This is a genomic window from Luteibacter aegosomatissinici, from assembly GCF_023078495.1.
In the GTDB taxonomy this organism is placed as follows: domain Bacteria; phylum Pseudomonadota; class Gammaproteobacteria; order Xanthomonadales; family Rhodanobacteraceae; genus Luteibacter; species Luteibacter aegosomatissinici.
Genome location: NZ_CP095742.1, coordinates 45,274 through 66,661, shown reverse-complemented (window position 1 = coordinate 66,661; position 21,388 = coordinate 45,274). Strand labels below are relative to the sequence as shown.

General features: G+C 62.3%; 22 protein-coding genes and 2 riboswitches. Of the genes, 7 read left to right on the top strand and 15 right to left on the bottom strand.

Annotated features, from left to right (window positions below; translation table 11 throughout):
* The 3 genes from cyoB to L2Y97_RS00280 form a co-directional block, all read right to left on the bottom strand.
* On the bottom strand, nucleotides 1-1,998 hold the full coding sequence (gene cyoB / locus L2Y97_RS00290; protein ID WP_247431433.1) for a cytochrome o ubiquinol oxidase subunit I: 1,998 nt from the start codon (nucleotides 1,996-1,998) through the stop codon (nucleotides 1-3).
* 61 nt (nucleotides 1,999-2,059) lie between these two features.
* Nucleotides 2,060-3,013, bottom strand: coding sequence for a ubiquinol oxidase subunit II (gene cyoA, locus L2Y97_RS00285; protein ID WP_247431430.1), 954 nt, complete (start codon nucleotides 3,011-3,013; stop codon nucleotides 2,060-2,062).
* A gap of 139 nt (nucleotides 3,014-3,152) precedes the next feature.
* Nucleotides 3,153-3,545, bottom strand: coding sequence for a RidA family protein (locus tag L2Y97_RS00280; protein WP_247431427.1), 393 nt, complete (start codon nucleotides 3,543-3,545; stop codon nucleotides 3,153-3,155).
* 160 nt (nucleotides 3,546-3,705) lie between these two features.
* On the opposite strand from L2Y97_RS00280, the gene L2Y97_RS00275 reads away from it, so the two are divergent.
* Both L2Y97_RS00275 and L2Y97_RS00270 read left to right on the top strand, forming a co-directional pair.
* A complete protein-coding gene (locus L2Y97_RS00275) occupies nucleotides 3,706-4,593 on the top strand; it encodes a LysR family transcriptional regulator (protein ID WP_247436957.1) in 888 nt (295 codons plus the stop codon).
* The gene (locus tag L2Y97_RS00270) at nucleotides 4,590-4,976 is read left to right on the top strand and encodes a YidH family protein (RefSeq protein ID WP_247431424.1); all 387 of its coding nucleotides are present in this window, start codon (nucleotides 4,590-4,592) and stop codon (nucleotides 4,974-4,976) included. Before L2Y97_RS00275 ends, L2Y97_RS00270 begins: the two co-directional genes overlap by 4 nt.
* A 41-nt stretch (nucleotides 4,977-5,017) precedes the next feature.
* On the opposite strand, the gene L2Y97_RS00265 is transcribed toward L2Y97_RS00270, so the two are convergent.
* The gene (locus L2Y97_RS00265; protein WP_247431421.1) at nucleotides 5,018-6,373 is read right to left on the bottom strand and encodes a TolC family outer membrane protein; all 1,356 of its coding nucleotides are present in this window, start codon (nucleotides 6,371-6,373) and stop codon (nucleotides 5,018-5,020) included.
* Nucleotides 6,374-6,584: 211 nt separating this feature from the next.
* Between L2Y97_RS00265 and L2Y97_RS00260 the strand changes: the two genes are divergently transcribed.
* Complete coding sequence (locus L2Y97_RS00260) at nucleotides 6,585-7,079, top strand: OsmC family protein (protein ID WP_247431418.1); 495 nt, start codon at nucleotides 6,585-6,587, stop codon at nucleotides 7,077-7,079.
* Nucleotide 7,080: 1 nt separating this feature from the next.
* Here the strand turns inward: L2Y97_RS00260 and L2Y97_RS00255 are convergent, their stop codons facing one another.
* Together L2Y97_RS00255 and L2Y97_RS00250 are read right to left on the bottom strand one after the other, a co-directional pair.
* Nucleotides 7,081-8,571, bottom strand: a complete 1,491-nt coding sequence (locus L2Y97_RS00255; protein ID WP_247431416.1) for a hypothetical protein — start codon at nucleotides 8,569-8,571, stop codon at nucleotides 7,081-7,083.
* Nucleotides 8,572-8,715: 144 nt separating this feature from the next.
* The gene (locus tag L2Y97_RS00250) at nucleotides 8,716-9,450 is read right to left on the bottom strand and encodes an SDR family oxidoreductase (RefSeq protein ID WP_247431414.1); all 735 of its coding nucleotides are present in this window, start codon (nucleotides 9,448-9,450) and stop codon (nucleotides 8,716-8,718) included.
* 153 nt (nucleotides 9,451-9,603) lie between these two features.
* On the opposite strand from L2Y97_RS00250, the gene L2Y97_RS00245 reads away from it, so the two are divergent.
* Nucleotides 9,604-10,320 carry a hypothetical protein gene (locus L2Y97_RS00245; protein WP_247431411.1) on the top strand — a complete coding sequence of 239 codons (717 nt, stop codon included), beginning with the start codon at nucleotides 9,604-9,606 and terminating at the stop codon, nucleotides 10,318-10,320.
* Nucleotides 10,321-10,338: 18 nt separating this feature from the next.
* Here L2Y97_RS00245 and L2Y97_RS00240 read toward each other — a convergent pair whose 3' ends face one another.
* Nucleotides 10,339-11,337, bottom strand: a complete 999-nt coding sequence (locus L2Y97_RS00240; RefSeq protein ID WP_247431408.1) for a zinc-dependent alcohol dehydrogenase family protein — start codon at nucleotides 11,335-11,337, stop codon at nucleotides 10,339-10,341.
* A 96-nt stretch (nucleotides 11,338-11,433) separates the two neighbouring features.
* On the opposite strand from L2Y97_RS00240, the gene L2Y97_RS00235 reads away from it, so the two are divergent.
* From L2Y97_RS00235 to L2Y97_RS00225, 3 genes are all read left to right on the top strand, one after another.
* Nucleotides 11,434-12,285, top strand: coding sequence for a LysR family transcriptional regulator (locus L2Y97_RS00235; RefSeq protein ID WP_247431406.1), 852 nt, complete (start codon nucleotides 11,434-11,436; stop codon nucleotides 12,283-12,285).
* Between the two features lie 558 nt (nucleotides 12,286-12,843).
* On the top strand, nucleotides 12,844-13,119 hold the full coding sequence (locus L2Y97_RS00230) for a hypothetical protein (protein ID WP_247431403.1): 276 nt from the start codon (nucleotides 12,844-12,846) through the stop codon (nucleotides 13,117-13,119).
* A 39-nt stretch (nucleotides 13,120-13,158) separates the two neighbouring features.
* Nucleotides 13,159-14,271, top strand: coding sequence for an acyltransferase family protein (locus tag L2Y97_RS00225; protein WP_247431400.1), 1,113 nt, complete (start codon nucleotides 13,159-13,161; stop codon nucleotides 14,269-14,271).
* Here the strand turns inward: L2Y97_RS00225 and L2Y97_RS00220 are convergent, their stop codons facing one another.
* From L2Y97_RS00220 to L2Y97_RS22465, 8 genes are all read right to left on the bottom strand, one after another.
* Entirely contained in the window at nucleotides 14,272-14,604 is a 333-nt protein-coding gene (locus L2Y97_RS00220) for a DUF190 domain-containing protein (RefSeq protein ID WP_247431397.1), read from the bottom strand.
* A gap of 23 nt (nucleotides 14,605-14,627) precedes the next feature.
* Entirely contained in the window at nucleotides 14,628-14,981 is a 354-nt protein-coding gene (locus L2Y97_RS00215; protein ID WP_247431395.1) for a DUF190 domain-containing protein, read from the bottom strand.
* A gap of 14 nt (nucleotides 14,982-14,995) precedes the next feature.
* A complete protein-coding gene (locus L2Y97_RS00210; RefSeq protein ID WP_247431392.1) occupies nucleotides 14,996-16,318 on the bottom strand; it encodes a voltage-gated chloride channel family protein in 1,323 nt (440 codons plus the stop codon).
* Nucleotides 16,319-16,393: 75 nt separating this feature from the next.
* Nucleotides 16,394-16,455: riboswitch (Fluoride riboswitch) on the bottom strand.
* A 33-nt stretch (nucleotides 16,456-16,488) separates the two neighbouring features.
* Complete coding sequence (crcB, locus tag L2Y97_RS00205; RefSeq protein ID WP_247431390.1) at nucleotides 16,489-16,869, bottom strand: fluoride efflux transporter CrcB; 381 nt, start codon at nucleotides 16,867-16,869, stop codon at nucleotides 16,489-16,491.
* 133 nt (nucleotides 16,870-17,002) lie between these two features.
* Nucleotides 17,003-17,078: riboswitch (Fluoride riboswitch) on the bottom strand.
* A 241-nt stretch (nucleotides 17,079-17,319) separates the two neighbouring features.
* On the bottom strand, nucleotides 17,320-17,964 hold the full coding sequence (locus L2Y97_RS00200; RefSeq protein ID WP_343218408.1) for a radical SAM protein: 645 nt from the start codon (nucleotides 17,962-17,964) through the stop codon (nucleotides 17,320-17,322).
* Between the two features lie 131 nt (nucleotides 17,965-18,095).
* The gene (locus tag L2Y97_RS00195; RefSeq protein ID WP_247431387.1) at nucleotides 18,096-18,740 is read right to left on the bottom strand and encodes a DUF2971 domain-containing protein; all 645 of its coding nucleotides are present in this window, start codon (nucleotides 18,738-18,740) and stop codon (nucleotides 18,096-18,098) included.
* A 215-nt stretch (nucleotides 18,741-18,955) separates the two neighbouring features.
* The gene (locus L2Y97_RS00190) at nucleotides 18,956-20,884 is read right to left on the bottom strand and encodes a DUF3732 domain-containing protein (protein WP_247431384.1); all 1,929 of its coding nucleotides are present in this window, start codon (nucleotides 20,882-20,884) and stop codon (nucleotides 18,956-18,958) included.
* Nucleotides 20,881-21,387, bottom strand: coding sequence for a three component ABC system middle component (locus tag L2Y97_RS22465; RefSeq protein ID WP_425492867.1), 507 nt, complete (start codon nucleotides 21,385-21,387; stop codon nucleotides 20,881-20,883). Before L2Y97_RS22465 ends, L2Y97_RS00190 begins: the two co-directional genes overlap by 4 nt.
* Nucleotide 21,388 lies beyond the last annotated feature (1 nt).

Sequence of the window (21,388 nt, the reverse complement as noted above, 5' to 3'; positions counted from 1 at the left end):
TCAGGCCCCTGCCAGCGCGCGCGTCCGCTCACCTTCGGTCGCGTTGACCTCGCTGGCGGGAATCACGTAATCGCGGTTGTAGTTGAACGTGTGGATGATCGAGACGGCGATGATGCCGACGAAGCTGAGCGCGGCCAGCCACCAGATGTACCAGACCATGGCGAAGCCGAGGACGGTGCACAGGCCGGCGATGATCACGCCCACGCCGGTGTTGCGCGGCATGTGTACGGGCTGGAAACCTTCTGTGGGCCGCTTGTAGCCATGGTCCTTCATGTCCTGCCACGCATCCAGGTCGTACACCACCGGCGTGAGCGCGAAGTTGTAGGCCGGCGGCGGCGATGACGTGCTCCACTCCAGCGTGCGGCCGTTCCAGGGATCACCGGTGACATCGCGCAACGCCTTGCGCTTCACGATACCCATCACGATGCTCATGACGAAGCCCAGGATACCGATCAGGATGATGACGGCACCGATGGCGGCAACCACGAAGTACGGGCGAAGCGATACATCATCGAGGTGGTTGATACGGCGCGGTACACCCATCAGGCCCACGATGTAGATGGGCGTCCAGGCCACCCAGTAGCCGATGACCCAGCCCCAGAAGGCGACCTTGCCCCAGAACTCATCGAGCTTGAAGCCGAAGGCTTTGGGGAACCAGTACACCATGCCGGCGAACAGGCCGAAGACGACACCGCCGATGATGGTGTTATGAAAGTGCGCAACAAGGAACAGCGAGTTGTGCAGCACGAAATCGGCGGCGGGCACGGCGAGCAGAACACCGGTCATGCCGCCTACGACGAAGGTGAGCATGAACGCCACGACCCACATCATCGGCAGCTCGAAGCGGATCTCACCGCGGAACATGGTGAACAGCCAGTTGAAGACCTTCGCACCCGTGGGGATCGCGATGATCATGGTGGCGATGCCGAAGAACGAGTTCACCGAAGCGCCGGAGCCCATGGTGAAGAAGTGGTGCAGCCACACCAGGTACGAGAGCAGGGTAATCACGACCGTGGCGTACACCATGGAGCTGTAGCCGAACAGGCGCTTGCCGGTGAAGGTGGAGGTGATCTCCGAGTAGATGCCAAACGCTGGCAGGACCAGGACATAGACCTCGGGATGGCCCCAGATCCATACCATGTTCCAGTACATCATCGGGCTGCCGCCCATCTCGTTGGTGAAGAAGTTGGTACCGGCGTAGCGATCGAGGATCAGCAGGAAGAACGCGGCGGTAAGCGCCGGAAAGATCGCGATGGCCAGGATGTTGCTGCACAGCGCTGTCCAGGTGAACACTGGCATCTTCATCAGGGTCATGCCGGGTGCGCGCATCTTGATGATGGTCGCTACCATGTTGATCGCTGATAGCGTGGTACCGACGCCCGCGATCTCCAGTGACCACAGGTAGTAGTCCACGCCCGAATCCGGGCTGTACTGCAATTCCGCCAGCGGCGCATACGAAAGCCAGCCCGTGCGCGCGAACTCGCCGACGAACAGCGAGATCATCACCAGCACCGCGCCAGCTGCCGTCAGCCAGAAGCTGAGGTTGTTGAGGTAAGGGAATGCGACGTCGCGCGCGCCGATCTGCAGCGGCATCACGAAGTTCACGATGCCCACCACTAGAGGAATGGCCACGAAGAAAATCATGATCGTGCCGTGCGCGGTGAAGATCTGGTCGTAGTGGTGAGCGGCCAGGTAACCCTGGTTCGCGCCGAAGGCCATGGCTTGTTGCACACGCATCATCAGCGCATCGGAGAACCCGCGCAGCAGCATGATGATGCCGAGCACGATGTACATGATGCCAATCTTCTTGTGATCGACACTGGTGAGCCATTCGCGCCACAGCCAGCCCCAGCGCTTTAGCCAGGTCAGCACGCCAACAGCGGCCAGGCCAAGGACGGCCACCGCGATAAAGGTTCCCACCAGGATCGGTTCGTGGAGTGGTAGGGCGTCGAGCGAGAGCCGCCCGAGCAGCCCGTGGGGAGAGCTAGCGTCTAGCATGGTCTTTCCGTGGGCAAGCCCGAAGGTGCGCATCGCACCCCGGGCGGGTAAGTGAAGGGGTTCAGTGGCCGGCGTCCATGGGTGCCATATCGGCATGCATGTCGCCAGCCATCGTCATGTCGCCGTGGGTGGCGCCATCCTTGGCGGCATCGATGCGCATGATCTCGTTCTTACAAAGCGTGCCCGGGGCGACGCAGCGGTTCACGGCGCGCTGGAAGATGTCCTTCGGCACGCTGCCGAAATGCATCACAGGTACCTTCTCGCTCGGCTGGTCCAGCGCCACGTAGCGCTCAGTCGACAGCACATCGCTCGAGGCCTTTACCGTCGCTACCCAGCGGTCGAAGCCGGCCTGGTCCACGCCGTGCAGCTGGAAACGCATATCCGTGTAGCCGGCCCCGGTGTAATTGCCCGAGTAGCCCCAGCTGTCGCCCGGCTCGTTCAGCACCGCATGCAGCATGGATTGCATGCCCGGCATTGCGTAGATCATGCCGGCCAGGGTCGGTGCGTAGAAGGTGTTCATCTGGCTGGTGGCGGTGATGGTGAAGCGCACCGGGACATCCACCGGCAGCGCCAGCTCGTTCACCGTGGCGATGCCTTGCTCGGGGTAGATGAACAGCCACTTCCAATCCATCGCCACGACCTGGATCTCGAGCGGCTTGGTGCCTGCAGGGATGGGCCGGCCCTCGGCGATGCGATCAAGCGGGCGGAACGGATCCAACTTGTGCGTGGTGACCCAGGTGATCACACCGAGGATGCCGATGATGATGAGCGGGATGCTCCACACGGCCAGCTCAATGCGCGTGGAGTGCGTGAACGAGGGGTCGTAAGCCTGTGGATTCTTCCCCTTGCGGTAGCGCAGGGCGAACACCACGATCAGGGTCATCACCGGCACGATCACGAGCAGCATCAGGCCGGTGGCGACAAGGATGAGATCACGCTGCTGCCGGGCGATGTCCCCCGTGGGGTTCATCACCACCATCTCGCAGCCGCTGAGGAACAGGGGCGCGGCCGCCATGGCGAGCCGTCTTGCCCATTTTGTGGTGAAGGTTTGACCAGTCATGGGCGCAAAGGCTAGGCCCATGACCCCGGAACAGTTTTGACCCTGCGCAGTATTTGCGGCGTGCTCGCTGGGTGCGGCTATTTGCCCAGCAAGGTTAGTCTCGAAGCTTAGCGATCACCTTGATCTCAAACTGAAACCCATAGAGCCACGTCACGCCTACGCAGGTGATCGTTGGGTGCGGCGCGGCGCCCCAGAACTCCGGCACCACGGCCCAGATCCGCTCGAAGTGTTTGTCCGGATCGACGATGAAGACGGTGGTGTCGACCACGTCGTCAAAGGTGAGGCCGGCGGCGGCGAGGACGCCGTTGAGGTTGGTGAAGGCCAGGCGCACCTGGGCTTCGAGGTCGGGCTCGGGGGAGCCATCCTCGCGGCTGCCGACCTGGCCGCTGACGAACAGGTGGCCGCCGGAGCGGACCGCGGGGGAATACCGGTTGCGCTCGTAAAGGGCCTGGCGGCCGGTGGGGAAAACGACATCACGCTTTGCCATGGGGTTACTCCATCTGGGGGCGCTTGGGCCCGTGGGGAACGATGGCTCCAATCTAGGCACCGCAGGGGGTGGGATAAACGAGCAATCGCACCCATCACTGTTTGTAGAATCCAAACAGTCCGACGTCGGTTGGGGGTAAGTTGTGGATCGTTTCGACGCCATGCAGGCGTTCGTACGGGTGGTGGAGACGCGAAGCTTCACCAAGGCCGCCGATACCCTGCATATGAGCAAGACCACGGTGACCCAGCTGGTGCAGCAGCTGGAGACGCGCCTGCGGGTGAAGCTGCTCAACCGCACCACGCGCAAGGTGAACGTTACCGCCGATGGCGCCGTGTATTACGAACGCGCAGTGCGGCTGCTTGCCGAACTGGATGATGCGGAGACCAGCCTTTCGAGTGCTTCGGCCGTGCCGCGTGGCCGGCTTCGCGTCGATGTGCCCAGCCCCTTCGCGCGACTGGTACTGGTACCGGCGCTACCTGCGTTCCATGCGCGTTACCCCGATATCCAGATCGATATGGGTGTCAGCGACCGCGTGGTCGACATCATCGGAGAGAACGTGGATTGCGTAGTGCGCGGCGGTACGTTGCTGGACCAGTCGCTGATGGCGCGCTCCCTGGGCGACCTTCAGCTGGGTGCGTATGCCGCGCCAGCCTACCTGGCGAATCACGGGACACCGATCGATCCACGCGACCTCGAAGGCACCCACCACCGCATCGTCGGCTTCCTCTGGGCACGTTCGGGCAAGACATACCCCTATGTCATGCAGCGTGATGGGGAGCAGGTGGAGGTGCAAGGCCAACACGCGTTCGCTTTTGATGACGGGAATGCTTACCTGGCCGCGGGCGTGGCTGGGCTCGGCGTGATCTGGCTTCCCACCTATATGGCACGGGCACACCACGAGCGTGGGGAGCTGGTCCCGCTGTTCGCGGACTGGTCGTTTGAATCCATGCCGATGCACGTGGCGTACCCGCCTAACCGGCACGTGAGCGCGAAGCTTCGAGTGTTTATTGATTGGGTGGTGGAACTGATGCAGGGGAAGACGCTGTGATACCGCATTTTACGGACCATGCCGCGAACGAACGCACCTACCTGGCGTGGGTGCGCACGGCAATCGCCGTGATGGCGTTCGGATTTCTGCTGGAACGCTTCGATCTGTTCCTGGCGTTTGCGTTGGCGTCGAGCCCGCACACGGCCTTGCACGTAAATACCCGGGCCACGGAACTGCTAGGGCTGGGTTTGATACTGGTCGGGGCGTGGATGACGTGGCTGGCTACGCTGCGATATCACCGGAACAAGCGGCAGATTGCCGATGAGGACAACCATAGTTACTCGGGCACGGGGCCGCAGAGGGCGCTCTCTTGGCTTGTGGTGGTGATTGGGATCTTCCTTGTGGGGTATGTGGCCAGGCAGTTGGTGGTGATTTCTTTGTAGGTGGGGGTGAGGGGATCGCGCGCGAGCGCGCTCCTACAGGGTTATTGGAGGAGGCGGTTGATTTCTTCGACGTCGCTTAGCTGGGCGGCGCCGACGCTGCGCTTGAGCAGCAGCTTGTTGAGGATGAACTGGTGGCGGAGCGAGGTGTACTGGGTGCGCACTTCGGCGAGAATCTGGATCGCCACCACCACGTTGGTCAGGCTCTGGGTGCCGATGTCGTAACCGGCGCGCAGCGAGGCGAGTGACTTCTTCGCCGAATCGACCGCGATGCGTGCATCGTCGACCTGGCTGATGCCAGCGACCACCAGGTTGAAGTAGTTGTAGGCGTCGCGTGCGGCCTGGCGGCGCGATGATTCCAGGTCGCCCTGGTCGGCATCGCGCTGATGGATCGCCTGACGGACCTGCGATTGGGTGAGGCCGCCGCTGAAGAGCGGCACAGCGACGACCAAGCCGATCGTGGTGCTGCCGGGGCCATAGCCCGCGCCACCACGGTTCACGTTGGACCACGAGCCAAGCTTGTCGTAACCCACGGCAAGGTTCAGCGTAGGCAGGTGGCCGCTGCGCGCAGCATTGATTGAATGTTCGTCGGCCTTCACCAGGTGGGTGGCTGCGACGACCGAGGGATTCTGCTCTTCGGCCTGCTTCACCCAGACGTTCGCATCGTCCGGTGTCGGGCGATCCATCGGCAGGTCATCGCGCAGGGTCTTCAGCGTTCCGGGCTCCTTGCCCGTCAGCTGCTGCAACGCACGGCGCGCGTCTTTCAGCGCGTTCTCTGCATCCACGCGCTCGGATTTGATGAATAGGTAATACGCGTGCGACTGGGTCAGGTCCGCTTCGGGTGCCAGGCCTTTGTCGAACAGCGTCTGTGCCTGCGTGTAGGACTGGTGGTAAGCGTCCTCATACGACTGGAACACTTCGACCTGATCCTGCGCGACGAGCACGTTGAAATAGGCCTGGGTCGAACGGACGTACAGATCCTGCAGCTCACCTTCGTAGGTCGCGTTCTGCGCTTCGGCGGTCTGCTGCGCCTGGCGTTCGCGAGCGAACTTGGAAAGATCGACCACGGTCTGGTCGAGGTTCAAGGTAAGGTCGCGCTGGCGGCTGTGGCCGTCACCGCCGTTGACCGGTGTGCCATCGGCGTTCGTGTTGTTCGAATACGCCGGGTGGAACTGCTGCAGGCTCAGGCCGGCGGAAAGCTGCGGCAGCAGCGCGGCGCGGGCCTGCGGTACGCCCTCGGCCACCACCAGCCGCCGTGCGTCGGCGCTTTGCAGGACCGGATCGTTGGCCACCGCCTCGCGGTAGATATCCATCAGGTCTTCAGCACTGGCGACGGCTGGCAGGGCCCCGGTGAGGGCCAACAGGCTGGCAAGGCAGGCCGAGAGGGTGTTCTTACGCATGGACGGTTCCCTAAACGCACGGAGGCTTCCCGGCGTTGAGCAACTACCATGCCACGGCCATCGGGCCGTTCTATCTCGCTGTTTCTTCGCAGGTTCGATCGCACCGCCGCGAGCGGCCGCTGTACGGAACCGTGTCCGCGGACAACCTGAACCGGACAGTGGCGGTCATGGTGAACGGTTATCCTGTTGTCTTTCCCATGGGGCTTCAGCCATGAGCGATTCCAAACCGGTGCTTGTCGAGACCACGGGCGCAGGGGGCCACCAGGTCGCCATCGCTGCGCAGGGTCCCACGTTCTTCGCCGATGAACCTGCCGAGCTCGGCGGGCTTGCGACGGGCCCTACCCCTTACGAGTTACTGGGTGGCGCCCTAGGTGCCTGCACGGCCATGACCATGCAGATGTATACGCGGCGCAAGGCGTGGCCGGTCGCCCGGGTGCAGGTCGCCGTGGCGCACAGCCGCGATGCTGATGGCCGCGATCATTTCGACCGGCAGATCTATGTGGATGGCCCGCTGGATGACACCCAGATGGCCCGGCTGATGGAGATCGCCGAGCGCTGCCCGGTAGGCAAGACGCTCAGCGGCGGCGCCAGCATTTCGTCGCAGCGGGTGTCGTCGCCACCGGGGCACGCCCATGAACCGCCGCGCGACACGATGCACGAACCGGCGATGGTCAAGGTCTGCGACGACTTCGACAAGACGGGCTGAGTTACGCCCGCATCAGCGCCACGTCGCCCACCAGGGCGTAGTTGTGCATGGGCCGCTGCGAACCATCGCTCGCGGTGTATACATCGGTATCGCCTGCCGAATCGCGGATGTTGCTGCGCGGGCCACCCGTGCGGCCGGCGATCGAGGCAGGCTCGTGGGGATCGCCCCAACCGAGGCTTAGCTTTGTCACATTGGCGGGAAGCGCCGTCTTGAGGGTCAGCCGCAGCATGTCGCCTGCGATCACCTCGACGACTGCAATGAGGTTGTCGTCGCCAGCGTTCACGGGAACGATCGCGTTGTTCGCATCGCGCAGATCGAGGCCGTAGTTCCTCGTTGGTGCAACCCACGAGGTATCGAGCGTCAGAACCCCCTCCGGCACGTTGAACACCACATAGATCGTACGCGGTCCTGTCACCATGGCCATGACCATGTCGAGCGCGGGGTTACGCATGGGCAGGCCTGCCTGCCGATCCTGTACGAGCTGGTAGATCGCCCGTGCGAAGTAGCGGCCTTGCCAGCGGTGGCTCTCATTGGTCAGGTGCAGCATCGGTTGGCCGATCGATGATTCGTCGAAGTAATCGAACAGGTACTGCGGGTTCACCATGCGCATGCTCGCGCTGGCGAGGCAGGCATCGCGCTGCGCCAGCGCGATGAACGGGTTGCAGAACGCCATGCTGCCGCTGCCGTAGCTGTTGTGGCTGCACACCTGCGCCACCAGCCACAGCGGGCGCCACGCCTGTTCGGGCACCAGCACCTGGCACAGCTTCGTCCAGTGCGCGGCTTCGAGCGCCTTGAGTTTGGAGGCGTAGGTTTTACGGGTTTCGCTAAGCCCGGTGGAATCGGCTTCACCCTGTTGCCAGGTGGTCGCGAGCCAACCGATGTTGCCGCCCGTGGCCGTGGCTTCCGCGCGCATCAGGCCAACCATGTTTTGCACGCGCAGCTGGCTGTTCTTCCAGCCCTGGTAACCACTGAGGTTATCGGCGGCAAGGAAGCTCGCGAAGTAGCCGATCGGCCTGCCGCCTTCGCCGCTGGTGAACGCGCTGTACTGGCTGAACTGCGCCGCGAACGGAACACCGCTCAATGCAGCGGTGTATTCCACGAGACCATCCGCGCACGCGTTCGTGCCCACTTCGCCGCCCGTACCATGGCCACCGTCGTATTCGACGAGCGGTGCCAGGCTCGTCATCGCCGCGGGATCCGTGCCGGGGCGCACGCCACCGTTGAAGGTGACGTTGGCGTAGATCTCCTCCAGGGTCAGTGCGGGTTTGCCGCCGGTGCCTACCGCGTTGGATTGGCCGTGGAACAGGATCAGCTCACGGCGGGCGCGCGTGATGACATCGCTGGCCGGCGCGGCCGCCGCGGCGGCGCTATCGCTGAAGAACGCCGACACGCCCGCCAGGCCCGTGGCACTGGCAACACCCAGGCCGCCGATCGCAGCCAGGCTCTGTCGCAAGAAGTCGCGGCGTGGCCGCGAGGGGTCATCCTTTTTCATCGTGGCGCCTCACATGCGGGGAGGGGAATGGCGCTGTGAGGTCGATGGTAGAGGCATGAACACGATGCGCGAGCGGCTGTTGCCGTCTTCGCGCATCGGTTCAATATCGCGTGCGAAAAATGTTCTCCGCGCGTGAGGGTTGGATTACCAGGGCAACGTTTTGCCGAGGTAAGTGAACGTACCGCTCGGGCCGTTCGCATCAAGCAGTGCCATCTCGACGCTCGACTTCGCGCCGGTCGGCACATCGATCTCGCCGTGGCCGCCATTCATCTCGGTCTTCACGTAACCCGGGTGGATGGCGTTGACCTTGACGTTCGTGTCGCGCAGTTCATAAGCGAGGTGAATGGTCCATGCGTTCACGGCGCTCTTGGAGACGTTGTACGCCGGGATCTTGAAATCGAAGATCGGCGACTTCGGATCAAGATGCAGCGCGAACGAACCCAGCTGGCTGGAGACGTTGACGATGCGGCCCGCCGGCGACGCCTTGATCAGCGGCAGGAAGGCGTTGGTGACTTCAACGACAGCGAACAGGTTCGTATCGAAGGTATCGCGCCACACCTGCTGCGACTGCTGCGACGGCTTCTTGTCCAGCGCATCAAGCAGGATGCCGGCGTTGTTCACCAGGATATCCAGGCGGCCGTACTTGTCGGTCACGTGCTTGACGGCGGCAACGATCGAGCCGGCGTCTGTCACATCCAGCACGATGGGATCCACTGGCAGGCCGGCGTCGCTGAGCTTCTTGGCGGCTTCCTTCGTGCGGGCCTCGTCGCGGCCGGCCAACAGCGTACGCACGCCGGTCTCGGCGATCTGGCGGACGGTTTCGAAGCCAATGCCACGGGTCGCGCCCGTGACCAGTGCAACCTTTTGCGAGTCATTCATTGCGGTACATCTCCAAGGGTGAGGCATTCGGGTTGGACATCCTTTTCGACCTATGGGCGGTGGGTGCGTGATGCAACCGCTGGATGTCTACCTCCGCGCGATTGGCGCGTTACCGGGGTGTTACCCAATGGTTTGCCTGCCGGAAATCTCGCCATGCCCCTGATTCGCCACCGCGCCATCCCGCTTTCCCTCGCGTTTGCTGTACTCGCAGCGGCGGGCTGTGCCAGTAATCGCTTGCTCCCCCTCACGCCGGTGCCCACCACGCCGGTCGACCTGACCGGTAACTGGCAGCTCGACCCGACTCGAAGCGAAGACCCTGCGCAGAAGCTCGCCCTGGAGCAAAGCGGCTCGGGTGGTGGGCGTGGCGGTGGCCACGGGGGTGGGCACGGCGGCGGCCATGGGGGCGGCTTCGGTGGTGGTGGGATGGGCGGCGGAGGTATGGGGGGCGGCGGCATGGGCGGTGGCGGGATGGGCCACGGTGGTATGGGCGGCGGTGGCGGTGGCGCCTCGTCGGGCTCCGGCAGCCGCGCGGGCGGTGGTGATGGCATCACCAAGCAGACACCCTGGCCCACGCATATCGTTATCGCCCAGGACACGACCACGCTGCACGTCGAAGGCGACGGCGTGCGCCGCGAGGTGCCGCTTTCGTCGAAGGGCACCAGCGACCCGCGCGACCCGATCACCGGCTGGTACGGCAGTGAGTTCGTCGTGGAATCCGGCAACCCGGATCGGATGCAGGTGACGCAGCGCTATTCGCTTTCGGCGGATGGACGACAGCTGTCGATTCGCACCGACCTGGCGGCCAAGCGGATGAAGGAGCCGGTGACCGTGTGGCGGGTGTTCAATAGAGTCGCGCCAAGCGGGACGTAATGGCCCGGTGGTGGCGGCTTACGCCACAACCACCACGACCTTCCCACCAGCACGGCCACTCTCGACCAGATCGAGCGCCGCATTGCCTTCGGCCAGAACGAAACGCTGTTCCGAAAGCACCGGCCGCAGCTTGCCTGCATCCACCAGCATGGAAGCCTCGGCCATGATCTCGCCGTGGTGCTCGCGGCCTTTGCCGGTGAGTAGCGGCATCAGGGTGAACACGCCGGAATAGGTCGCCGCGCGGAACGACAACGGCGCCAGCGCATGCGTGCCCCATCCGAGGCTGCTGACGACGTGTCCGCCGTAGCGGCGTGCGGCGACGAACGCGGCATCGAGCGTCGCACCGCCAAGGGTGTCGTAAACAATGTCGAAGCCTTCGCCAGCGGTGTGTGTTTCGACGACGGCATCGATCGGCGCGTCGCGATCGACCCACGTAGCGCCCAGGCTTTCGATGATGGCTTGCTGTGCCTTGCTGCCCGTGGCGAATACACGTGCACCACGCGCGGCAGCGAGCTGCACTGCCATGCTGCCGACACCGCCTGCGCCGGCAATCACCAGCACGTTCTGACCCGCATGTACGTTGGCGCGATCGACGAGGCCTTCCCATGCCGTGATGAAGACGAGCGGCAGTGCGGCGGCCTGGGCCAGCGGCAGCGTGCTCGGTGCGTGGGCTAACAAACGTGCATCCACGGCGGCGTACTGCGCCAGTGAACCCTGCACACCACCCACGCCGCCGGTCATGCCGTACACCGCATCACCTGGTTCAAAACCCTCGACACCCGGGCCGACGGATTCGACATGACCCGCCATATCGATACCCAGGATGGCCGGTGCGGGCTGACGGGCATGGGCGCCTTGGCCAGCGCGGATCTTCCCGTCCAGCGGGTTGAGGCCAGCGGCTGCGATGCGGACGAGCACCTGGCCGGGGCCGGCGACAGGCCGTTCCACGGTAGCTAGGCGGAGGGGTTGGCCGGCGGCTTCGAGACGCAGGGCGGTCATGGTGGCGTGGGTGGACATGGGCTTGCTCCGGGGCGACGGCGTCGCTGTTGTGGATAAGTTAGGCCATTCGAACCCGCATGAGAACGCCCTTATTTGCACGATACCCATGCATAAATGCATGATCGGCCTATGGAATGGAGCGACCTGAAGATCTTCCTGGCCGTGGCACGCGGGGGCACCCTGGGCGCCGCCGCGCGCGACCTTGGCCAGACCCAGCCCACCATGGGCCGGCGGATTAGGGCATTGGAAGAGGCGCTGGGCACGACGTTGTTTCAACGCACCAGCGAAGGCTTCGTGCTCACCGATGAAGGCGCCGCTGTGCTGGCCCATGCCGAACGGATGGAGGCCGAGGCGCTGGGCATCGCACGCGCGGCGAGTGGGCAAGCGGGGGCACTTGATGGCGTGTTGCGCGTGTCGTCATCGGATTGGTTCGGTGCACATGTACTCACGCGTGCGGTCGCTGCACTCGGCGTGCGCCACCCGGCCGTGCTGGTTGAACTCATCACCGATGCACGGCTGCTCAGCCTCGCACGCCGCGAAGCCGACCTGGTGTTCCGCATCACGCCATTCGATGAGCCCGATATTGCACAACGACGCTTGATGACGATGCCTTACGCGGCGTACCGCGCGGTCGGCGCGACGTTCGTTGATCGTCTGGTAACGATGGATGTCGCGTTTGGCGGCATGCCGGATGTGGCGTGGCTACAGCAGCGTTTGCCCGATGCGCGGATCGCTTTTCGCAGCAACAGCCGTGAAGCGCAGGGACGCGCATGCGCGCAAGGTGTCGGCATCGCCGTGCTTCCCTGCCCGCTTGGCGATGCCATTCCAGGCATCGAGCGTATCGATCTTGGTGAAGCACCACCTGAGCGCGATGTGTGGCTTGGATACCACCGTGATCTTCGTCATTTGCCGCGGTTGCGGGCGTTCCTGGATGAAGTCATGGCGATCGTGGATTCGCGGGAGTGAGGCAGAATCGCCTTACGCGAAAGCGAACGGCTTACACACGATGTCCCAAGTTCCTACAGACATCATCACCAAACTTTTGTTACCGTCACCTCGTTGCCTGCGCGCAGTTCACCCCCGCCACGCAGGCAACCACCGCTGTATGCGGTGAGAGTCGCGAGCCAGAGGTGTTAGAGCACCGCCTGGCTCGCTAACCAAAACCAACTTCTGGAGAGCTGATTTGGCTACGCCCGATCATACGGCAACCGTTCGCCCGCCGAATCCCCCCGGCGACACCTCACCGGCCAACGGGCCGCCTGCATAAGCCGCAGGCACGGTTGAAGAACCGCGGCGAAGCCTTCTTTTTGAGGCAATTCTTGATCGAATGAGGCAGGCAAGGCGCCTGGCGTTCCTCATCGTTGGCCTTCGCCCCGACTACTTCGTCAATCAAGCCACCCGGTGCCCGGCCGCGGGCTACCGGTGAACCCGCGATCGTATGGTCCGTGGCATGGCAGGTCGCGTCGACTGTCGTGCCACGTTAGATCGTGGTGTGGTGACACATGGGAGTGAGTGATGCGAGCAGTGAGCGATAACCTGGGTTCTGGATCTGATGTTGGCGACGATGCCGGCACTGTTCAGACGACCCACGATCTCTTGAATGAAGCGACGATGTGGTTGCAATACTCGCGTGGCGTGACGGCCACGCTGGCCGATTTAATCCATGAAGCGGATGAGGTCGACTACAAGGGGCTTGGATTGTCCCTGGAAGCCATTGCGGCGATGACCTTGTTGGGCACGCAGCGGTTGGGCGAGGCGCATGCGCTGGTTTGTTGGGACACCGACCGCCGCTTGCCCTAGAGTGGGCGGTTCGTACCGCCATAAAGCACACGGCAAGGCATGGCCCACTCGGTTTTCCCGGACGTCCCGGCGCCCCAACCCACGCGCCAGCATTTCCCCGCCCTGGACGGGTTGCGCGGCGTTGCAGCGCTCGCAGTCGTGGTGTTCCATTTCATGGAAATGGTCATCGGCAATTACAGCCAGCTGTTCATCGGCCACGGCTGGCTGGCGGTGGATTTCTTCTTTTGCCTGTCCGGCTTCGTCATCGGGTACGCCTACGACGACCGCATCGGGTCGATGGGGCTGCGGATGTTCGCGCGGGTGCGGCTTATCCGCCTGCATCCCATGGTGGTGTTTGGATCGGTACTCGGACTTATCGCGCTGTACGCGGATCCCTTCCGCGCCACGCCGCTGGGTTTGAGCCCCGGCCAGGTCAGCCTGATCTTCCTGGCGTCGGTGTTCCTGATTCCCTACCCGGCCATGCAGGAGCGAAGCTTCTGCCTCTTCAGCCTGAACTCGCCGGCGTGGTCGCTGTTCTGGGAATACATCGCGAATATCGTCTACGCCCTGTTCCTTTGCCGCCTGGGACGGCGCGGGGTGGTCGTGGCCACGGTGGTGGCGGCCGCCATCCTCTGCGCGGTCGGTTACACGCAGGGCAACCTGTGGGCGGGCTTCAATGGCGAGACGTTCTGGGTCGGCGCGGCACGGGTCAACTTCTCGTTCCTCGCCGGGTTACTGGTTTATCGGTCCGGCTTCCTGATCAAGACACGGCTGGGATTCACCGCACCGGCCGTGCTGCTTGCGCTCGCCCTGATGACGCCTTATGCCACTGGCGGGTGGATTCGCGAAGCCACCGTGATCATGCTCGTCTTTCCCGCGCTGGTGATGTTGGGGGCGGGCGTGACACTCAACGAACGTTCGAAACGCTTCTGCAAGTTCGCTGGTGATATCTCGTATCCGCTGTATACGACGCACTATGCAGTCATCTATGCGTTCGGCAATTACGTCGACACGAAGCACCCGGGAACGGCCGAGCTGACACTCGTCATCGTCGGTGGCGTGGTGGCTACCGTCGCCTTCGCTTACGTGGTGATGCGGTGCTATGACATGCCGTTGCGCAGCTATCTGAGCCGGGAAAAGCCCATGTCTGGTCGCGTACCGGGCGCGAACTAGTCACGTCTCCTTCTGTGCACCACCGTCGAGGCGCCCGAATTCCACTTCGCTCCTGCAATAGAAGAGATCGACATGCTCGGCGGCGATCGCGGCCATCAGCGCCTCGCATATCGCCTCGTCCGTCGTCACCGAGACGGTGATCGGCCGATCGGCCATCTCGAAGAACCCCGCGGAGTGCATTTTTCCCGAGTGACCAAAACCCGCCGCGTCGACAGTCATGGTGCCACCTGGTGCACCTAGCTTCCGCGCCGTATCGAGAATCCACTGGCCGACCGGATGACCGTGGAGCTTCCGGTTTTCCTGCGTAAAGAAAAGTATGCGGTAGCCTTTCATGGTGTCTGGCCCTCGGTGGATGATCAGTCGGTGGCGATGGCCTTCAAGGGCTCGCCATGGAACATCAGTACGCGTACTTTTTTAAGTTCATCGGCGTGCTCCTTCAGGAAGGTCTCCAGTTTCGGGCGGCGGTCGACCAGCTCCAGGCACTGGGGGTGGTGCATCGTGTGCGCCTCGGGATGATGGTGGCTCGGGCGATGGCCCTTGAGGTAGCCCGAATCGATGTGGTGGAGGATGGCTTGTTCCACGCCCGATTTGCGAGCGACCGTCAGCAGATGATGCGCCAGCGCAGGGGCCGACAGGTGGTGCCAGAAACGGGTGCGCTCGGCGCGGCTGGATGAGGGGAAATAGAGGCGCAAGGCCGCCAGATCGTGCATGTATCGCTCCTGTGTCACGGTTCGCGGGACTGGGATGTGGATTCGTTCGCTGGCCGGAGGCTCTTGCGGTACGCCTTCACTTCGGCCAGGCGCAGATCTTCCGGCAGGTGGCGCACATGCTTGGCTCGCCCGAGGCGTTGCGCGTGGTAAATGCCGGCGTGGCCTGACAACAGATAGCTCGCAACGCAGGCGATCGCGGCGAACGGGGCGATGGCTGGCCCGAACAGCTCGATGGCCATCACCGTACAGGCCAGTGGCACGTTCGCCGCGCCAGCGAAGACGGCAACGAAGCCGAGCCCGGCGATCATGCCGACAGGAAGGTGGAGCAGCGGTGCCAGCGCACTTCCAAGGGTCGCACCGATGAAGAATAGAGGTGTTACCTCACCGCCTTTAAAGCCGGACCCCAGCGAGGCCACGGTGTAGACGAACTTGCCTGCGAAATCCCAGGGCGCCAGCGGATGTTGGAACGCTTCGACAATCGTCGGGATACCCAGCCCGATGTATCGGTAGGTATGGAAGACGGCGACGGACAGCGCGATGACTGCGCCGCCGATCAGTGGCCTGAAGGGCGGGTACGCGATCCAGCGCTTCATCCACGCTCCCACGTGATGCGCGGCCGTCGCGAAGAGCAAGCCCACCAGGCCGAAGATGATGCCGGCAACGATCACGCTCAGGGCCGTTTGCCAGGTCATGGCGGTGACGGTATCGACAACATAGACGGTGTGGTGAACGCCCCAGGCGAGGCAGACGCGGTCGGCCACGATCCCGGCGATAACGCAGGGAAAGAGCGCGTCATAGCGAAGCCGCCCGATGGCGAGTACCTCAAGGCCGAATAACGCGCCCGCTAGCGGGGTGCCAAAGACAGCGGCGAAACCGGCACTCATGCCGACCATGAGTAACACCCGCCGATCTTCGTGGCGTAGGCGGAAGACATGGGTAAGCTGGTCGGCGAGCGCACCGCCCATCTGGACGGCCGTACCTTCGCGACCCACCGAGGCGCCGAACAGATGGGATACCACCGTACCGATGAAGACCAGCGGGACCATGCGCCGCGGGATCACCTTCCGGGGGTCATGGATCTCGTCGATGATGAGGTTATTACCCGCCTCAACCGGTTTGCCCATCCGGTGGTACGCCCAGCCGACGACGAAGCCGGCAAGCGGCAGCAAACCGATCAACCAGGGCGACGCTTCGCGCGTGGCGGTGGCCCATTCCAGGGCGAGCAGGAAGAAGGCCGAGGCCGTGCCAGCCAGGGTGGCGGCGCAACTGGCGATGATCAGCCACTTGCCCATGTAGGGCAGCAGCTCCCATTGCTCGAGTGAACGTAGGTGGCGCATCGGGGTTCCAGAAGTGGTGGGACCACCTGGTTTTCCGACGCCATAAGCACGAATGCCTACGCCCCCGGGAATCCAGGATACGTAGGCATCATCAGCCCGAAGGCGGTTCTCGGAGGCATGCCATCTCCGTTGGGCTCAGTGTAATGCGGCATCGGCCCAAGGGCAAAGTCTCAACGGGTGGCCATCCTGACGAGGAAGAAGCCCAGGGCGAGGCAACCCAATGCCCCCAGGACATGAGCCGCCAGGTGCGCGGCGACCGCGCCGAACTGACCCCGCTGCAGCAGCAGAAAGCTCTCGGCGGAAAAGGTGGAAAACGTGGTCAGGCCGCCGAGGAATCCGGTGGCGATCGCCAGCCGCATGGCCACGGGAAGCTGCGGCATGGCCATGAATGCCGCGATGGCAGCGCCCATGAGAAAGCCGCCCAGGAGGTTGGCCGCCAGGGTCCCCAAGGGGAGCGTTGGAAAGACGTAATTGAAGGCTTCGGCCAGGCCAAACCGCAGTAGGGCACCCAGGGTTGAACCGATGGCGATGGAGAGCAGGGTCAGTGGCATGTCAGATGGCTCGGTCAGGCGGAATGGAAAGCCGTACCCATTGCGCACAGCCCGACGCAGCAACGGGCAAGCTCGGCGCGAGAAACAAGGGAGAGGGGAGAATGTCGGACACGCGGATGCCTGCTAACCGTAGCGGTTGGCAGGCATCATCAGCCAAGGCGGCGGTTCGTCCTTTTCTGGACCGGAGGAATGCCATCTCCGACTATGGAGCGTGGGGGCGAGATTCGCCGACCTCATGTGTGGGTAATGTCAAACAGGAGCACGACGTTCCCTTGGAGACACTTCATGCCGGTGGGGCGGCCCGGTTGATTAGAACAGCTCGCCTTGTGGCGAGTGAATCCGTGGCGCGATGAACTGCGACGTATCCAACACCGTATCCCAGGCCCGATGCAGCCCCGCCTTCCTCGAAGCCACCTGCACCCTCTTCCTGATGATGTCCGCAAACACCCCCTACCCCCGCATCCGCGTGGCGAAGTTGCTGTCGTAATCCTTCCCGCCATTCATCTGCTGGATGAGGCTGATGATGTGCGCAGCTTTCTCCGGGTAATGCACATCCAGCCACTCGCGGAACAGCTGCTTCAGCTCATGCGGTAGCCGAATGCACGTATAGCCAATCGAGTTCGCACCATTCGACGCAGCCCGCTCGATGATGCCTTCCACATCCTTCTCATTCAGCGCCGGAATGATCGGCGCAACCAGCACACCGACCGGCACCCCCGCATCGTGCAGTGCCTTCACCGCCTGCAATCGCCGGTGCGGTGCCGACGCGCGTGGCTCGAGTTTCGACGCCAGCTTGTTATCCAGCGAGTTGATCGAGATGAAGACCTGAACCAGGTTGCGCTCGGCCATGGGCGCGAGGATGTCGATATCGCGTTCGATCAGCGCGTTCTTGGTGACGATGGTGCACGGGTGGTTGCACTCATTCAGCAGCGCCAGCGCGGCACGGGTGAGGCGCCAGCTTTTCTCGATCGGCTGGTAGGGATCCGTGTTACTGCCGATATTGATCGGCTTGCAGGTGTAGTTCTTCTTGGCCAGCTCGTCGCGGAGGATCTCCGCCAGGTTGGTCTTGGCGAACAGCTTCGTCTCGAAGTCCAGGCCAGCCGAGAGGTTGAGGTAGCCGTGGGAGGGGCGGGCGTAGCAGTAGATGCATCAACAATTTATAACGTAATGCAAGGTGCCCAGTTTTTTTTGCCGGCGGGTGTCTCTTCGTTTTGAACCGGACGCAATCAGATCTCTTTGTAGAGCGAAGATCGGCTGATCGCACCCTTGTATTTTAGCTTTGATCTCAGATAGTGCGTGCATACTCGCTCGTAGAATCGATCTACTCGCGGATCGAAATAGATATTCTCAATCAGCTCATGCGGCCGAACTGCCACCCGTAGGAATCCTTTTTCCTCATGATTCGCCTTATCTCGCACGATAGCTCGGACCTCGTATTCGTGATCGAATGCATCTCGTTTTGTGAGTAGCGAATCTGCCGCACGACGCGCAGAAGGTTCTAGTCGTATCTCTTCTCTGATTTCCGCCAAGCGTTTCCTGACAAGATAGGACTTTTCGTACGTCACGTCCTGGACAAGCCAACTTATGCCGGTTTCCTCTCTAGCCGTCTTTAGGCTCAATTTTAGCTTCGAGCGCGATGTTCTTATCCGCAGACCCCGCCTGTCGTTCGAATATATGCGCCACATCGCATCCGAAACAGCCCTCTTTGACCAGCACTGTGCGAACACGGCGCCAGTCTCGTCCGCGCTTAAGTAGCTCTCGTACGGGTCATCCCATGATCTTGGAGACGCGAAATAGAGCGACTCGGATTCAAAGATGTCAACTATGTGCTCAAAGCTAAGGATGCGGTAGAGATACTGGTCGTTAGCCATGTCCCAATTTCCTTATTGATTTCTAGGCTTCTATCGTTGAATGGCATATGACGACAGTTCGCGCTTACTAGCTGGGTCTGAGCTGTCTCGCGCTTCGTCCACTACACAGACCCTCTAACTTGGATGTGGCCCCGGCATCGTGTTCGTTCGCATCCACAGAGTGAACCGCTGACCTTACTCGTCCAGTGCTCACGTTGGTATTCTTGAGCAATCGATCACCGCCATTCCAGGGGGATCAGCGCCTCGCCGTGGCGCCACCGCTCGATGATCGCGGCTTGGAACCATTCTTCATGAAGATCGGCATGCTCCGTGATGATCACCTGCATGTTAGGTGCGAGCTCACTGACCACGTTCTTGATGAGCTCGAATATCCTGACGACGGCCATCCGGTCCTCGTCCAGTAAGGTCTCACCATCCGAGCCCACGTCGACCTCGGCGGGAAAGTAGACTTGAGACGGTTGGTCAAGAAAGAGAAAGCGTGGCACAGGACGATCTTTTCGGACGAACCACTCGTGAAGCGCCAGGTGGGCGATAAGGTGGCAGCCAAGCCAGTTGGCGCCGCTGCCCATGACGCTCATTGGGATCGGCCCTTCGTCTCCGTCCGCAACTACCTCAAGCTTCTTCCGATCCAAACGGAACGGAACACCACTGTGCTCGAGCTCCAAGAAGCCCGCCCAACGCGTCATACGCTCACTTAACCGCGATAGGATGGAATCCGCACGCTCCCGCACAGCGTCGTCACCGAGGTCAGCCTCGAGCAGCCTGATCTTCTCCGCCAGATCCATGATGCTTCCCTGCAAAGACGAAGAGTCGCCTCGCGTTGGGTACGACTCCACGGTAGCGCTTATGCGCCCCAGCACCAACGCGCGACGCGTCGCGGTGTCTCGCATGGAGGACAGGCGCTGATCCGACCGACGGACGGCCTCAAGGGAGGCCCAATTGTCTTGTAGATCAATGCGGACTAGGTCAAATTCGCGCCGCTTCTCGACGATCAGCGCCTCAAGCCCCGGCGTGCTACGCCTTACAGCCTCAAGCTGAGCGGAAGCCGCCCTAAGCTCGGCTTCGAGTTCGGCATAGAGCGGAACGCGGTCGCTGGGTTGGCTACAGAGAGGACAGTGACTCCCGACAGAGGGCTCGAGCAGCCCGATGCTTTCTAACCGCGAGACCTGTTCGCTGGCTTCATGGGTGTAGGCGTTCTCTTCATTGCGGAGCTCGACCATCGCCCTGATCTCATCGTCTAAGCGATGCAGCTCACGCCGGAGTCCGCTCCGTCGATCGTTCAGACGGGCAAGCTCCGCTTGATCCGGGCCATCTAACTGCTCTGCGATCTGGTCCGCTATGGGGCGTGACATGACGCCCGATAGCGCGGCCATGTCGCCTGCGGACGATTCGGAGGCGTAATCCTCTGGCAGAAGCCCGACATCCCTCGCCTCCGAGATCAATGCGGAAATGCTCCCGTCACTCGTCAGTGTTCCAATGCGGGTGAGTGCTTGCTCCTTCACCCGAAGCTCGCGGCGCAATTCCTTTAGCATCGCGGACTTGCCGACGTAGTCCTCCTCGACGGCGCCCAGGAAATAAGGAAACGAGTCCTTGATCGCCTGCGCAAACCACGTGTCGTTCTGCCCGTGAAATAGGAACCCGGGCTGGGAGATCTCCGTCTGAGGCTGGAATACGTAAGCTAGCGCGTGCCGCAGGTTTGCGGACAGCGGTAACCGCGTCCGGTCCGCCGGCGGGTCGTGTCGGTTCAGGGCGATGCCCGACACCATACCCAACCGTTCTGCGACGGAATCGATATTGGTGGTTACGGCCAATTCTTCGAGGAGCGGGATCGGTAGCTCGACGCCGGATGAATAAAAGGCATCGGTCGTGCTTTGACGATTCTTTGCAGGCGCGCGCCGAGCGACGAAGTGCTGCGCTTCGCCATCAGTCAGGCGAAGGCCATACCAAACGACGTGCTCACGGATAACTCCATGCGGAACCTCGTAGGATCCGCTGCCAAGACAGTAATCGACGATGGAGACGAGTGCTGATTTTCCCGTTTTCGAATCACCGGTAATGATGTTTAGCCTGCCAGGCTTAAGTGACAACACTCGTGGCATACGCCCGTTGGCGTATAGGACGATGTCAAGAATCTGGATGCTCAAGGTCGCACTCCCCAAAGTGCCATGACTGTTCGATAGTCGCCCGAACCCGCGAACCACCTGCCAACGAAAATTGCCTTCTTCACACAGTCGACGACTTCAGGTGACTTGATCGAAGTCACAAATCGTTCGACAGTCCTCAGCTTCGCCATTCCATGAAGACGTGGCCCCTGAATGTCGATCAGGCCTCCGTGACAGGCGGTCGCTACGGAGTCCTTTACCATGGGGACCATCGCGGAAGCGCGCTCCGCAAAACCTACTTGGGCGTACGCGTTGACACTAATCCAGGCAGCCAGCGACGTCGCGATCGTCTTCGGTAACGCATCACGAGTCGTCTTATGCAGAACCACGGGAACTGCGAGAAAGGCTAACGCGTATGGGAGGCCCTGCCGCTCATCTTTCGACTCTCGTTCATAACCGCGAACGGCGCAGAAAACGAGCGCACCGAGAAAGGCCGGGTTAAACAGACGCGCCTGCTCAACTGGTTGGTCGCGCCATGGAGACATA

Excerpts from the sequence above, each read along its gene's own strand:
- cyoB (WP_247431433.1), bottom strand. The coding sequence starts at position 1,998 with ATGCTAGACGCTAGCTCTCCCCACGGGCTGCTCGGGCGGCTCTCGCTC.
- cyoA (WP_247431430.1), bottom strand. The coding sequence starts at position 3,013 with ATGGCGGCCGCGCCCCTGTTCCTCAGCGGCTGCGAGATGGTGGTGATG.
- L2Y97_RS00280 (WP_247431427.1), bottom strand. The coding sequence starts at position 3,545 with ATGGCAAAGCGTGATGTCGTTTTCCCCACCGGCCGCCAGGCCCTTTAC.
- L2Y97_RS00275 (WP_247436957.1), top strand. The coding sequence starts at position 3,706 with ATGCAGGCGTTCGTACGGGTGGTGGAGACGCGAAGCTTCACCAAGGCC.
- L2Y97_RS00265 (WP_247431421.1), bottom strand. The coding sequence starts at position 6,373 with ATGCGTAAGAACACCCTCTCGGCCTGCCTTGCCAGCCTGTTGGCCCTC.
- L2Y97_RS00260 (WP_247431418.1), top strand. The coding sequence starts at position 6,585 with ATGAGCGATTCCAAACCGGTGCTTGTCGAGACCACGGGCGCAGGGGGC.
- L2Y97_RS00255 (WP_247431416.1), bottom strand. The coding sequence starts at position 8,571 with ATGAAAAAGGATGACCCCTCGCGGCCACGCCGCGACTTCTTGCGACAG.
- L2Y97_RS00250 (WP_247431414.1), bottom strand. The coding sequence starts at position 9,450 with ATGAATGACTCGCAAAAGGTTGCACTGGTCACGGGCGCGACCCGTGGC.
- L2Y97_RS00245 (WP_247431411.1), top strand. The coding sequence starts at position 9,604 with ATGCCCCTGATTCGCCACCGCGCCATCCCGCTTTCCCTCGCGTTTGCT.
- L2Y97_RS00240 (WP_247431408.1), bottom strand. The coding sequence starts at position 11,337 with ATGTCCACCCACGCCACCATGACCGCCCTGCGTCTCGAAGCCGCCGGC.
- L2Y97_RS00235 (WP_247431406.1), top strand. The coding sequence starts at position 11,434 with ATGCATGATCGGCCTATGGAATGGAGCGACCTGAAGATCTTCCTGGCC.
- L2Y97_RS00225 (WP_247431400.1), top strand. The coding sequence starts at position 13,159 with ATGGCCCACTCGGTTTTCCCGGACGTCCCGGCGCCCCAACCCACGCGC.
- L2Y97_RS00220 (WP_247431397.1), bottom strand. The coding sequence starts at position 14,604 with ATGAAAGGCTACCGCATACTTTTCTTTACGCAGGAAAACCGGAAGCTC.
- L2Y97_RS00215 (WP_247431395.1), bottom strand. The coding sequence starts at position 14,981 with ATGCACGATCTGGCGGCCTTGCGCCTCTATTTCCCCTCATCCAGCCGC.
- L2Y97_RS00210 (WP_247431392.1), bottom strand. The coding sequence starts at position 16,318 with ATGCGCCACCTACGTTCACTCGAGCAATGGGAGCTGCTGCCCTACATG.
- crcB (WP_247431390.1), bottom strand. The coding sequence starts at position 16,869 with ATGCCACTGACCCTGCTCTCCATCGCCATCGGTTCAACCCTGGGTGCC.
- L2Y97_RS00195 (WP_247431387.1), bottom strand. The coding sequence starts at position 18,740 with ATGGCTAACGACCAGTATCTCTACCGCATCCTTAGCTTTGAGCACATA.
- L2Y97_RS22465 (WP_425492867.1), bottom strand. The coding sequence starts at position 21,387 with ATGTCTCCATGGCGCGACCAACCAGTTGAGCAGGCGCGTCTGTTTAAC.